Source organism: Desulfobulbus propionicus DSM 2032, assembly GCF_000186885.1.
Lineage (GTDB): Bacteria > Desulfobacterota > Desulfobulbia > Desulfobulbales > Desulfobulbaceae > Desulfobulbus > Desulfobulbus propionicus.
This window is the reverse complement of record NC_014972.1, coordinates 659,120-671,763: the sequence shown is the minus strand read 5'-3', so window position 1 is coordinate 671,763 and position 12,644 is coordinate 659,120. Positions and strand designations below refer to the sequence as shown.

At 64.7% G+C, this 12,644-nt stretch carries 8 protein-coding genes; 3 read left to right on the top strand and 5 right to left on the bottom strand.

The window, feature by feature from the left end; translation table 11 throughout:
* Nucleotides 1-165: 165 nt before the first annotated feature.
* Genes DESPR_RS03040 through DESPR_RS16995 form a run of 3 tightly spaced genes read right to left on the bottom strand, consistent with a single transcriptional unit; the run spans nucleotide 166 to nucleotide 4,820 of the window.
* A complete protein-coding gene (locus DESPR_RS03040; protein ID WP_015723343.1) occupies nucleotides 166-1,956 on the bottom strand; it encodes a sigma-54 dependent transcriptional regulator in 1,791 nt (596 codons plus the stop codon).
* A 2-nt stretch (nucleotides 1,957-1,958) separates the two neighbouring features.
* On the bottom strand, nucleotides 1,959-2,729 hold the full coding sequence (locus tag DESPR_RS03035; protein WP_015723342.1) for a PAS domain-containing protein: 771 nt from the start codon (nucleotides 2,727-2,729) through the stop codon (nucleotides 1,959-1,961).
* Nucleotides 2,730-2,774: 45 nt separating this feature from the next.
* Nucleotides 2,775-4,820 carry a PAS domain S-box protein gene (locus DESPR_RS16995; protein WP_015723341.1) on the bottom strand — a complete coding sequence of 682 codons (2,046 nt, stop codon included), beginning with the start codon at nucleotides 4,818-4,820 and terminating at the stop codon, nucleotides 2,775-2,777.
* 188 nt (nucleotides 4,821-5,008) lie between these two features.
* On the opposite strand from DESPR_RS16995, the gene DESPR_RS03025 reads away from it, so the two are divergent.
* The 3 genes from DESPR_RS03025 (at nucleotide 5,009) to DESPR_RS16990 (ending at nucleotide 10,598) form a co-directional block, all read left to right on the top strand.
* Nucleotides 5,009-5,923 (top strand): hydroxymethylglutaryl-CoA lyase, encoded by a 915-nt coding sequence (locus DESPR_RS03025; protein ID WP_015723340.1) that lies wholly within the window; start codon nucleotides 5,009-5,011, stop codon nucleotides 5,921-5,923.
* A gap of 113 nt (nucleotides 5,924-6,036) precedes the next feature.
* Complete coding sequence (locus tag DESPR_RS03020; RefSeq protein ID WP_015723339.1) at nucleotides 6,037-6,852, top strand: ZIP family metal transporter; 816 nt, start codon at nucleotides 6,037-6,039, stop codon at nucleotides 6,850-6,852.
* A 5-nt stretch (nucleotides 6,853-6,857) separates the two neighbouring features.
* A complete protein-coding gene (locus tag DESPR_RS16990; protein WP_015723338.1) occupies nucleotides 6,858-10,598 on the top strand; it encodes a PAS domain S-box protein in 3,741 nt (1,246 codons plus the stop codon).
* A gap of 26 nt (nucleotides 10,599-10,624) precedes the next feature.
* Here the strand turns inward: DESPR_RS16990 and pstB are convergent, their stop codons facing one another.
* Both pstB and DESPR_RS03005 read right to left on the bottom strand, forming a co-directional pair.
* Nucleotides 10,625-11,470: a phosphate ABC transporter ATP-binding protein PstB gene (pstB, locus tag DESPR_RS03010; protein ID WP_425513482.1), complete on the bottom strand. Its 846-nt coding sequence runs from the start codon at nucleotides 11,468-11,470 to the stop codon at nucleotides 10,625-10,627.
* Between the two features lie 101 nt (nucleotides 11,471-11,571).
* The gene (locus DESPR_RS03005) at nucleotides 11,572-12,624 is read right to left on the bottom strand and encodes a PstS family phosphate ABC transporter substrate-binding protein (protein ID WP_015723336.1); all 1,053 of its coding nucleotides are present in this window, start codon (nucleotides 12,622-12,624) and stop codon (nucleotides 11,572-11,574) included.
* Between the last annotated feature and the right edge of the window lie 20 nt (nucleotides 12,625-12,644).

Genomic DNA, 12,644 nt, shown 5'->3' with positions numbered 1-12,644 from the left:
GGATTGGTGCCGCACCGGCGATTTAGCCCTATCCGCCTTTGACTCCGCACAAAACAATCGAGACACAACCGAGGGGCAGCCGGCAGGCACGCGGCGGCGGGCAGGAGGGAAAACCACGAAACCGTGGCATCGCCACAGTTTCGTGACCACACAATCGTGGCGCGCTCAGAAATCGATCTGGGACAGATCCAGGTGCAGTTCGCGAATTTTGCGGTAAAGGGTGGTGCGGTCGATGCCAAGCAGCCGGGCCGCCTTGGCCTTGTTGCCGCCCGCCCTGCGCAGGGCCTGAAGAATGCGTTCGGAGGGGGGAAGATCGGCGGCGGCGGGCAGGACGGCGGCGCTCGCGCCCTCGCGCTCCACCGGAGCGACCTCGGGGGCCGGCAGCCGATAGCCGACGATTTCGCCGGGCAGCTGATCGGCGCCAAGGGTCGTTCCCTGGCACAGGACGCAGGCGCGCTCGATCACATGTTCCAGTTCGCGCACGTTGCCCGGCCAGGGATAGGCGAGCAGGAGCTGCCGGGCCTGATCGGAGATGCCGCCGATGTGCTTGCCCACCTTGGGGGCGATGTTGGCGAGGAAATGGTCGGCGAGCAGGAGCACATCGTTGCCCCGTTCCCGCAACGGCGGCAGGATGACGTCGATCACCCGCAGGCGGAAATAGAGGTCCTCGCGGAAGGCGCCGGCGCGCACCTTTTCCTTGAGATCGACATTGGTGGCCGCCAGCACGCGGACATCGACCCGCAGCGGCGTGTCCTGGCCCACCGGATAGAAGGTGCTTTCCTGAAGAAAGCGCAGCAGGCGCAGCTGCATCATCGGCGAGATGTCGCCGATCTCGTCGAGAAACAGGGTGCCGCCGTCGGCCTGGAGAATGCGGCCCATGCGGTCGCGGTCGGCGCCGGTGAACGAGCCCTTGCGATGGCCGAACAGCTCGCTTTCCAGCAGCGATTCGGGGATGGCGGTGCAGTCGACCTTGACCAGCGGCCGGTTCTTGCGATGGCTTTCCCGGTGCAGGGCCTCGGCCGCCAGCTCCTTGCCCGTGCCCGATTCACCGGTGATCAGCACCGTCAGATCGACCCGGCCGACGTTCTCGATCATGGTGTACACCGCCTGCATGGCGTCGCTCGCGCCAAGAAAACGGTGGAACCGGTGCCGCCGTCCGGCCTGGCGGGGTTCGGGCAGGGTCAGGTCGCGGATCACCAGCACCGCCCCCTCGGCCCCGCCGACGCCGTCCTTGAGCGGAGCCACGGCGATGCTGAGCACCAACTTGCGCCGATCGTCGGTGCGGCATTCCACCAGATGCGGGCTGTTTTCCTGGCCGCTGTTCATCGCCTGCAGCAACTCCTTCTTCAAGGCGGCGAACTCCTCCCGGGCGCACAGGGAGAGGATGCTCCGCTGGTCGGCCAAGCCGGGATGCAGCTCGGTGAGCAGCAGCCGCGCGGCCGGATTCATTTCCCGAATGTCGAGGTGCCGGTCCACGGTGAGGATGGCATCGGTCACGCTTTTGAACACAGTCTCCAAAAAGGCGCGATACCGCTCCCGCTCCTGTTCCGCCCGCCGCTGTCCGCGCTCCAGTTGATACTGCCGCAGGGCCAGGCGCGCCGTCTTCAACAGGGTTTCCTTGTCCACCGGCTTGGGGATGTAGTCAAAGGCGCCCAGGCGCACCGCCTCGGCCGCGGTCTCCACGGTCGGATAGCCGGTGATCATCACCACCGGACAACGCATCCCCATCTCCCGCACCCGCTTGAGCACATCGATGCCGGTATGGCCGCCCAGGACGATGTCGCTGATGATCAGGTCAAAAGCGCGCAGGCCGATCTCCTGCAGGGCCTGGTCAAAGGTGGCGGCGGTGACCACCGGCGCATAGCCCTGGTTCTGCAGAAAAAACTGGAAGGTATTGCGCAGGCTTTCCTCATCGTCGATCACCAGGATGGCGCTGGTCGGTTCAAGGTCGTTCATGCTCATTCTCCCAGGGGCTGGGGTTGGCGATAGGAGGTCAGGTCGCGGAAGACCACCACCGCGCCGGTCAGGCGGCGGTTTTCCAGAATGGGGGTGCTGATGTATGCCACCGGAAAACTGGCGCCGTCACGCTTCCAGAATACCTCGTCGTCGCCGAAATGGACCTTGCCGTCGCGGTAGGCCTGGTGGATCGGGCACTGGCTGACCGGGTAGGAGGTGCCGTCGGCCCGGGTGTGGTGAATGAGCGCATGGTGCGACTGTCCGACCAGATCGTCCGCCTCCCAGCCGAGCATCAGCGCCGCGGCCTTGTTGACAAAGGTCACCTTGCCGTCGATGTCCAGGCCGAAGATGCCCTCGCCCGCTGATTCGAGGATCAGCTCCATCCGCCGCTTGATCCGCCTGGTCTCGGCCTCGGCCTGGATCCGCTCGGCGATCTCCCGGTTGAGCGAAGCGTTGGCCACCGAAATTTCAAAGGTCCGCCGCTCCACCCGCTGTTCGAGGGTGTTGCGGGTCAGGGTCAGTTCATGGTTGGCCTCGGCCAGCTGGTGCTCCAGGGCGGCGAGCGAGCGGTCCAGGGCGCGCAGCCGCGCATGGGTCAGCAGGGCCACCACCGCAAACAGTCCTGCGACCACCACCAGGGACAACAGCGCAAAGGGCCACTGCGCCAGTTCCTCCGGACCGATGAGCATCTGCCGGTCCATCAGCAGCAGAAGGATGGCCGCCACCAGGAACAGGATTCCCAGTTGGACGATGAAACGGGTCTGTTCAGGCATGAGATGCTCCTCTTGAAGGATGTTGACGGGAAAGGGCGCCCTCGATCAGCGAGGACGTTCGTCCCGGGCACGCTGTTCCTCAGCCGCCGGCAAATCGATGGTGACCATGGTCCATTTGCCCCACTGACTCTGGAGGCGGAACAAGCCCTTGTTCTCCCGCACCAGGCTGTGGCTGATGCTCAAGCCCAGGCCGGTGCCCTCGCCCTTGGTCTTGGTGGAAAAAAAGGGGTCCATCACCCGATCCATCAAATCGTGCTCGATGCCGGTACCGTAATCGGTGATGGTGATGCGCACGAATTCCCGGTTATCGCGCTGTCGGCGCAGGGCGGCGATGGCAATGCGTTTGTTGGCGTGCGGCAGGGGGTAGCGTTCATTGAGGGCGTAGCGGGCGTTGCTGAACACGTTGAGAAACACCTGCTGGATCTGCTGCGGATTGCAGAAGGCCAGCGGCAGATCGGCGGCATACTCCTCGGACAGGGCAATACCGTCGATCAGGTACTGGTGCTGGATCAGCTCGATGCAGTGGCGGAACAGGGTGGGCACGCTGACCGGTTCGGGCGACTCTTCCCGCTTGCGGGAAAAATCGAGCAGATTCTTGGTGATTCCGGCGATCCGCCGCCCTTCCTTGATGATGCAGTGGAGGAAATGGGTGTGCTGCTGACTCTGGTTGGAGTCGAGCAGGATCTGGGCGTAGTTGATGATGCCGTTGATCGGGTTGTTGATCTCGTGGGCCACGCCGGCGGCCAGCTCGCCCACCGAGGCCAGTTGAGCGGCGCGGAAGGCCTCGGCCTTCATCAGCTGCTCTTCGGTCAGGTCGCGGGCGAGCAGCAGGGAGACCTCGGAGGTGCCGTCCTCCTGGCGCAGGGGGCTGACGGTGAGCAGGAAGTTGCCGCGCAGGCCGCGCAGCTCGGTCTCGAAGATCCGGCTCTTCTGCTGGCCGAGCAGGACCTCCAGAGGGCAGATGGCCCCCGGTCTGCGGCCGCCGTGGAGAATCTCGCACACCCCCCGGCCGATGATTTCCTCGCGGGGGCGGCGCGCCGCCGCCACGGTCGCGGGGTTGACATCGAGGATGGTGCCCTGGGCGGAAACAATCAGGGCCGGATCCTGGACCGAGGAAAAGATGTTTTCCCACTTGGCCAGGGCATGGGTGAGCGCCCGGTCCGCCGCCATCCGGTTGGTGATGTCGATGCCGAACAGCACCAGCCCCACCCGGCCCTGCTCGATGTCCGGCCGAATGGAGCCGTGCCACTCGATCATCCGCTTGTCGCCGCCGCGGGTCTGGAGTTCGGCCCGGAAATTCATCTCCGACTGGCCTCCCTTGAGCACCCGCGACAGCTGGTTCTGGCTGGCCGCCCGCCGCTCCGGACTGATGAGCACATCGACCCAGAACCTCCCCTTGACCTCGGCCTCGCCGTAGCCGGTGACCTCCTGGGCGGTGCGGTTGAAGGAGAGGATCTCGCCGCAATGGGAGAGCGACACCAAAAGGGCCTGCACGGTCTGCACGATCTCGCAGTTGAAGTCGTGCTCCAGGCGGAGGTGATGCGAGGTGTGGCGCAGGAAGAGGGTGCGCGAGATGGTGGCCACCACGTTGGCGATGAAATCGAGCTCGATGCCGCTCAACCCGCCCTCGCGGATCGAATGGATGGTCAGTACCCCATATTTCTGCCGATCATGCAGCAGGGGCCAGGATCCGCAGACGCGGCTGCCGGTGATCGTGGTCAGCAGGGTCAGGGGCGACGGCTCCGATTCCTCGGCGGGCGCGAGGCTGGTCACGACCGGTTCGCCCTTGGCCAAGGCCTGGGCCGCGGTGATGGTGACCGCCGCCTCGGACACGAGCTGAACCACCAAGCCCCGGCACTGCGGGGCCGGCAGTCCCTGCTGGACCACGGTGGTCACCGGGGTGAGCGTGCCGTCCTGTTCCTCGCGGCCCACCCAGATCAGGCAGTATTCCGGATCCTGGAGCAGCAGCGCGCAACAGCGGGTGAGAAAGGCCGCCTCATCCGCCGCCGCCTCGACCTGGAGCTCGCCGATCTCCCGTAACAGCTTGTAGCGCTGCACATACAGCGCTATTCTTTTCGCTTCTTGGTCCATGACATGCTATTATTTTTCATTCGTTACCAGATCGAAATGCGCCACAGTTGTGCGGCATCCAGTGGCACGCTGCCACACTCATACCACACCTATGTGGCATGCGCGCAGCAAAAATGTCGTTTTCTCCCTCGCTCCTGCATCGAACGTGCCGACTGGACAGGGAGGGGGAATTTCATCAAGGAGAAGTGATGCGGGTTGTCTTGGAAGAAGAGTCGCTGCGGGACGGATTGCAGGCGGAAAACCGGCTGTTCAGCCTGACGGAAAAGATGGAGATTGTCCGGCTGCTGGCCGAGGCCGGGGTGCGCAGGGTGCAGCTCGGCAGCTTTGTCAGCCCGCGTTCCGTGCCGCAGGTGGCCAACACCGACGTGCTCGTCTCCCTGGTGCGGCGGCAGTATCCGGACATCCTGTGCACAGCCCTGGTGCTCAACGAAAAGGGGCTGGAACGGGCGGCGCGCAGCGGCCTTGGCCATCTGAGCATGTCCGCCTCGGTCTCCGACAGCCACAGCCGCACAAACACCGGCCGCTCCACGGCCGAGGCCCTGGAGGCCATGACCGGGTTGATCACCCGGGCCGTGGCCGGCGGCATCCGGGTGCGGGCCGGTTTGCAGTGCGCCTTCGGTTGCGCCGAGGAAGGCGTCATTGCCGAAAATACGGTGCTGGAGGCGGTGGCGCGGATGGTCGAGGCCGGCGCGCAGGAGATCAACCTGGCCGACACCGCCGGCATGGCCGGTCCCCTGCAGATCAAACGGCTGGTGGGCCTGGTGCGCACCGCCCATCCACAGGTCGAGCTGTCGCTCCATTGCCACGATACCTGGGGCATGGGATTGGTCAACCTGTACGCCGGTTACGAGGCCGGGGTACGCATTTTCGACGTGGCCGCGGGCGGCCTGGGCGGCTGCCCCTGCATCGAGGGAGCGGGCGGCAACGTGGCCACCGAGGAGGCCCTCCACCTCTTCAACGGCATGGGGATCGAAACCGGGATCGATCTCGGCCGCTACTGGCAGGTGGTCCGCCACTTCGAGACCCTGCTCGAACGCCGCCTCCCGGGACGGATGCGTTCTCTGCCGCGGGAGCCGGGCGGGACAGCCGCTCCTCGCTGCTGACCGCGCATTTTTCCATATCCGTCCGAGGGGACCACGGAGTATATTCAGGGCCGGCGGACGATTTTCCCGCCGCAGACGCTCTTACCGCTCATCCACCCACGGGAGGCCTCCTCATGTTTGGATTTCTGCAACATGTCCACCCTGTTTTCCTGGCCCTGCTGGCCACCCTGTTCACCTGGGCCATGACCGCTGCCGGCGCCGGCCTGGTGTTCATGCACCGCGAGATCAACCAGCGGCTCCTCGACGGACTGCTCGGCTTTGCCGCCGGGGTGATGATCGCGGCCAGCTTCTGGTCGCTGCTGGCGCCGGGAATCGAGATGGCCGAAGCCCTGGGCCACACTCCCTGGCTGACCGCTGCCGTCGGCTTCATGGCCGGAGGTGTGTTCATGCGCCTGATCGACAGAATCCTGCCCCATCTCCATCCCGGCCTGGCCATGTCCCAACGGGAAGGGATCAAAACCTCCTGGCAGCGCAGCACGCTGCTGGTGCTGGCCATCACCCTGCACAACATCCCCGAGGGGCTGGCGGTGGGCGTGGCCTTCGGCGCGGTGGCCGCGGATCTGCCCTCGGCCTCCATCGGCGGGGCCATGGCGCTGGCCATCGGCATCGGCCTGCAGAATTTTCCCGAGGGCACGGCGGTGTCCATGCCGTTGCGGCGCGAGGGCCTCAGCCGCCGGAAAAGTTTCTTTCTCGGCCAGGCCTCGGGGCTGGTCGAGCCGATCGCCGGCGTTTTGGGAGCGCTGTTCGTCCTCAAGATGCAGCCGATCCTTCCCTATGCCCTCTGTTTCGCCGCCGGGGCGATGATCTTCGTGGTGGTGGAGGAACTGATTCCGGAATCGCAGCGCAACACCAAACATATCGACCTGGTGACCATGGCCACCCTGAGCGGTTTTGCCACCATGATGATTCTTGACGTGGCCCTGGGGTAATCTCGATGCCTATCCGCCACCCCAGACAGTGGGCCATCAGAACGCATTTCCTGGCGATCATCGCCGTGTTTGGCCTGTGCATGGCCGGCTGGACCCTGTATGTCCATGATTCCCTTGAGCGGGTGCAGATCAAGCAGGCCCGGGGCGAGGTCCGTTTGCTCGGCGAGAGGATCACCAACCGCTATCAATCGGTAAGCCGGGAGACCCGCCAAATCCTTGTTGCCCTGGCCCAGAGCGAAGCGGTCCACTCCCTGGAGCCGGCGGTCCTCGCCGCCCTGCTCACCCGGATGCATCGGGAAATGCCGCAGTATGCCACCCTGGTGGCCGCTTCTCCCCAGGGCTTTGTCCATGCCTCCTCCGTCCCCGCCGAGTTGCCGATCGATGTCCGCGACCGCTCCTGGTTCACACGGGTGATGGCCGCCAAGTCCTTTGTGGTCGATGAATTCATCATCAGCAAATCCTCCCGGACCGCCTCCCTCCCCTTTGCCCTGCCGGTCCTCGACGCCGACGGCCGGGTGCGGGTCATCCTGGGAGCGGCGCTGAAACTGTCGTATTTCGAGGAACTGTTCGCCGACTTGGCCACCCGCCAGGGAGTGCGGATTTTCCTGCTCGATCACCACCAAACCCTCCTCCATGCCAGCGGATCGCCAGCCACGGCTGTCGGCAAGCCGGCGAGCGAACTTCTGCCCGCCTCTCTGACGGCGGCCTCGCCCGGCCTGCACGAGGTGCGAGAGGGAGAAGCGAAACCCATGCTCTACGTGGTGGAACGGGTGGTCATCGGCCAGGACGACAACCTGTTCACCCTGGTGGTCGGCCTTCCCAAGGCCGACCTGCTGGCCCAATCACGGCGGCAGCTGGTGATCAACCTGTCGCTGCTGTTGGCCCTGATGCTGGGCTCCTCCCTGGTGCTTTTCGGCTACGGACGGCGGGTGCTGACCGCACCGCTGCAAACACTGATCCGCACCACCGCGCGGGTGGCGGGCGGCGATCTGACTGCCCGCACCGGACTGTCCTACCAGGCAACGGAATTCGGCGCCCTCGCCCAGGCCATTGACGCGATGACCGCCGCCCTGGAGCAGGAAGACCGGCTGCACCAGCAGCACGCCAAGGAACTACGAGAGAGTGAGCATCGGTTCCGCACCCTGGTCGAGCATGCGGCGGATGCCATCTATCTCGCCGACATGGAGGGCCGAATCATCAATGTCAATGTCGCCGCGGAACAACAGACCGGCTACAGCCGGAAAGAACTGCTCGGCATGGGCATTATCGATGTCGACGCCCAGACCACGCCCCAGACTTTGGCCGATTTCCTCGCAGAGATCCCGCAACGCCACGTGGCGACCGTGGACACGGTGCACCGGTGCAAGAACGGCAGCCTCTTGCCGGTGGAGGTACGGATAGCCTATCTCCCCTCCGAACACCAACCGCTGGTCCTTGGGGTGGCCAGGGACATTTCCGAACGCCGGCGGGCCGACGAGGCGCTGCGCACGAGCAACGACCTGCTCTCCCGGTTCATCCAGCATTCGCCCATCTACGCCTTCATCAAGGAGGTCACCCCCACCGCGAGCCGCACCCTCAAGGCCAGTGACAATTTTATCGACATGATCGGCATGCCGCCCGCCGAGATGATCGGCAAGACCATGGACGAGCTGTTCCCCGCCGACTTCGCCGCCCAAATGACCGCCGATGACTGGGCGGTGGTCTCCGGTGGCGAGATCCTCCGCCTGGACGAGGAATTCAACGGCCGCAGCTACACGACCATCAAGTTCCCCATCGAGCTCGGCGGCACCCATCTACTGGCCGGTTACACCATCGACATCACCGAACGCAAGCAGGCCGAGCAGGCCCTGATGCGCATGGATGCCCTGCTCAAGGCCATGCTGCGCAACCTGCCTTTTGATTTCTGGGCCCGCGATACCAGCCAGCGGATCATCATGCAGAGCGACGAATCGATCCGCCTGTGGGGCGATCTGACCGTGGAGCCGTCCGCCGGCTGGCGGTTCGACCAGCAGACCGTGGAGCACTGGCGCGCCAACAACCGCCGCGTCCTTGGAGGCGAGATCGTCTCCGAGGACTGCGCCCTGATCATCGGCAGCGGTGAGCAACGGCAGTTTCACAACATCGTCGCCCCGATCCGAGAGGGGACGGAAATCCTCGGCATCCTGGGCATCAACATCGACATCACCGAGCGCCAACAGGCCGAGGAAGAACTGCGCCGGCGGGAAAATCAGTTGCAGCGCATCCTCGAGATCCTGCCCATAGGGCTGTGGTTTGCCGACAAACACGGCACCCTGCTGCGTTGCAACCCCATGGGGATACGAATCTGGGGCGGGGAACCCACCGTGTCAATCGGCGAGCTCGGTCTGTTCAAGGCTTGGCGCCTGCCGTCGCGCGAACCAGTGGAAGCGGATGACTGGGCCCTGGCGAAAACCATCCGCGACGGCGTGACCATTGTCGACGAACTGCTGGAAATCGAGGCCTTTGACGGCAAGCGCAAAACCATCCTCAACTACTCGACACCGATTCTGGACGACGACGGGAGGGTGGACGGCGCCATTGTCGTCAACCTGGACGTCAGCGATCGCATGGCCCTGGAAGACCAGCTGCTCCAGGCGCAAAAAATGGAGTCCATCGGCCGGTTGGCCGGCGGCGTGGCCCACGATTTCAACAATATGCTGAGCGTGATTCTCGGCCACTGCGAACTGGCTCTCAAGGGGCTGCCCCCGGAACATCCCCTTTTCACCCGCCTGCAGAACATCCGGGAGGCGGGCGAGCGTTCCGCCGATCTCACCCGCCAGCTCTTGGCCTTCGCCCGCAGGCAGACCGTGGCCCCCAAGGTGCTCGACCTCAACGAGACGGTCGAAGGCATGCTCAAGATGCTCCGCCGGCTGATCGGCGAGGATATCGATCTGGCCTGGCTGCCGGGCAGGAATCTCGGCGCGGTCAAGATCGATCCGTCACAGCTCGATCAGATCCTGGTCAATCTGTGCGTCAACGCCCGCGACGCCATCGGCGAAACCGGCCGAATCACCATCCAAACCGCCACCGTGTCCCTGGACGAGGCCTACTGCACCACCCACCGGGACTGTCAGCCCGGCGCCTATGTGCTGCTGGCGGTGAGCGATACCGGCTGCGGCATGGCCCCGGAGACCATCTCCCATCTGTTTGAACCGTTTTTCACCACCAAGGAAACGGGCAAGGGCACCGGGCTGGGCTTGGCAACAGTCTACGGGATCATCCGCCAGAACAACGGCTGCATCCATGTCGACAGCGAACAGGGCAGGGGCACGACCTTCAGGATGTACCTGCCCCTGCACGAGCGGGAAACGGAGGAGCGAGAGCCGGAAGAACCCGCGCCGCCGATGGCGGGCGGCCCCGAGACCCTTCTCCTGGTCGAGGATGAACCGATGAATTTGGACATGACCATGTCCATGCTCGAACATCTGGGATACACGGTGCTGGCCGCCGCCACCCCGAGCGAGGCCATCCGCCTGGCCCGGGAGCACGAAGGGGCCATCCGGCTGCTGATCACCGATGTGATCATGCCGGAAATGAACGGCCGCGACCTGGCCAAAACGCTCGGCGCGCTCCATCCACGGCTCAAGATGCTGTTCATGTCCGGCTACACGGCCAATGTCATCGCCCACCACGGCGTGCTCGACCAGGGCATGCACTTTCTGCAAAAACCATTCACCATGGCGGCGCTGGCCGCCAAGGTGCGCGAGGCCCTGGAAACCGATTCCTGATGCGGCCGGGTCGCGAAACCGGCCGCTCAGCCGAACCGTCCGGTGATGTAGTCTTCGGTGAGTTGATGGCGGGGGTTGGTGAAGAGGCGGTCCGTCGGGCCGACCTCGACCAGATCGCCGAGGTGGAAGTAGGCGGTGCGCTGCGAGACCCGCGCCGCCTGCTGCATGTTGTGGGTGACGATGACGATGGTGTAGTGGGTCCTGAGCTCGGTGATCAGATCCTCGACCGTGGCGGTGGCGATGGGATCGAGCGCCGAGCAGGGCTCGTCCATGAGGATCACCTCCGGGCGGACGGCAATGGCCCGGGCAATGCACAACCGTTGCTGCTGGCCGCCGGACAGGCCGGTGCCCGGCTGGTCGAGCCGGTCGCTGACCTCGTTCCACAGGCCGGCCTTTTTCAGCGAGTCCTCGACCACGTCGGCCAATTCGCTTTTGCCGCTCACCAGGCCGTGGATCTTCGGCCCATAGGCCACGTTGTCGAAAATTGACTTGGGAAAGGGATTGGGCTTCTGGAACACCATGCCCACCTGGGCGCGCAGCGGCACCACGTCCACCCGCTTGTCGTAGATATTGAGCTCGTCGAGCAGGATCTCGCCGCTCACCCGGCAGCCGGCCACGGTGTCGTTCATCCGGTTGAGACAGCGCAGGAAGGTCGACTTGCCGCAGCCCGAGGGTCCGATCATCGCCAGCACCTCGTTCTTGCCCACGTCGATGCTCACATTCCTGATCGCGTGCTTGTCGCCGTAATAGACGTTGACCTCGCGGCAAACCATCCGCGGGTCCTCGACAAAGGGCATGCCCACGGTGGTCCGCCGGTCGCGGTCCACCTTGCGCACCCCTGCCGTGGCCGTCGTCTCCCGCCCTGCTGCCATCATCTCCCGCATATCCAAAACCGTGTCCATGGTTGTGACTCCATTGTGTTCCGTATCCGCCAGAGGACCGAAACGATCCCCCGGCGGTCTTGTGCCGATGATCAGTCGAGCGCCACCGGCTTGAGGGCCTTGGCGTCGGCGGCCATCCGGGTCCGCTCCTCCGCGGGCGCGGGGATCAGGCCTTTTTCAGCCAGATAGCCTTCCTCGCCCCAGGCGCGGTCGCTGGTGAACTCGGCCAGATACTCGGCCATGCCGGGGATCACACCCACATGGGCCTTCTTGACGTAGATGTACAGCGGCCGGGACACCGCGTACTTGCCCGCGGCGATGTTGTCGAAGGTCGGGGCCTCGCCGTCGACCACCGCGCCCTGGATCTTGTCCGCGTTCTGGTCGAGGAAGCTGAAGCCGAAGATGCCCAGGCTCTTGGGATTGGCCTCCAGCTTCTGCACGATCAGGTTGTCGTTCTCGCCGGCCTCGACGTAGGCGCCATCCTCGCGCACGGTCTGGCATACGGCCTTGAATTTCTTCTCGTCGCTCTTTTTCAGTGCCTTGATCGAATCAAAGGCGGTGCAGCCCTCGTCCATCACCAGCTCGACAAAGGCGTCGCGGGTGCCGGAGGTGGGCGGTGGGCCGAGCACCTCGATTTTGCTGTCCGGCAGCTCCTTGTTGATCTCCTTCCAGGTGGTGTAGGGATTGGCCACCAGCTTGTCGCCGCCCTCGGGGCTGGGCACTTCCTTGGCCAGGGCCAGGAACAGCTCCTTGCGGCTGAGCTGCATCGGCTCGGCCTTCTTGCTGTTGGCGATGACAATGCCGTCGTAGCCGACCTTGACCTCCACCACCTCGGCCACGCCGTTCTTGCGGCAGGTATCCATTTCGGCCGGCTTCATCCGCCGCGAGGCATTGGCGATGTCAGGGGTGTCGACGCCGGCGCCGGCGCAAAACAGCTTCATGCCGCCGCCGGTGCCGGTCGATTCGATCTTCGGGGTCTTGAACTTGGTCGACTTGCCGAACTGCTCGGCCACGGCGGTGGCAAAGGGGTAGACCGTGGACGAACCGACGATCGAGATGTAGTCGCGGCCGTCGGCGGCCGGGGCAAGGGTGGCGGTGCCGAGCAGCAGGGAAGCGGCGGCCAGGGAAAGCATACATTTGTGCATGGGACAATCTCCTTGGTAAA

What these genes read in the sequence shown, in the direction of transcription:
- DESPR_RS03040 (WP_015723343.1), bottom strand. Translation starts at nt 1,956, where the DNA reads ATGAACGACCTTGAACCGACCAGCGCCATCCTGGTGATCGACGATGAG.
- DESPR_RS03035 (WP_015723342.1), bottom strand. Translation starts at nt 2,729, where the DNA reads ATGCCTGAACAGACCCGTTTCATCGTCCAACTGGGAATCCTGTTCCTG.
- DESPR_RS16995 (WP_015723341.1), bottom strand. Translation starts at nt 4,820, where the DNA reads ATGGACCAAGAAGCGAAAAGAATAGCGCTGTATGTGCAGCGCTACAAG.
- DESPR_RS03025 (WP_015723340.1), top strand. Translation starts at nt 5,009, where the DNA reads ATGCGGGTTGTCTTGGAAGAAGAGTCGCTGCGGGACGGATTGCAGGCG.
- DESPR_RS03020 (WP_015723339.1), top strand. Translation starts at nt 6,037, where the DNA reads ATGTTTGGATTTCTGCAACATGTCCACCCTGTTTTCCTGGCCCTGCTG.
- DESPR_RS16990 (WP_015723338.1), top strand. Translation starts at nt 6,858, where the DNA reads ATGCCTATCCGCCACCCCAGACAGTGGGCCATCAGAACGCATTTCCTG.
- pstB (WP_425513482.1), bottom strand. Translation starts at nt 11,470, where the DNA reads ATGGCAGCAGGGCGGGAGACGACGGCCACGGCAGGGGTGCGCAAGGTG.
- DESPR_RS03005 (WP_015723336.1), bottom strand. Translation starts at nt 12,624, where the DNA reads ATGCACAAATGTATGCTTTCCCTGGCCGCCGCTTCCCTGCTGCTCGGC.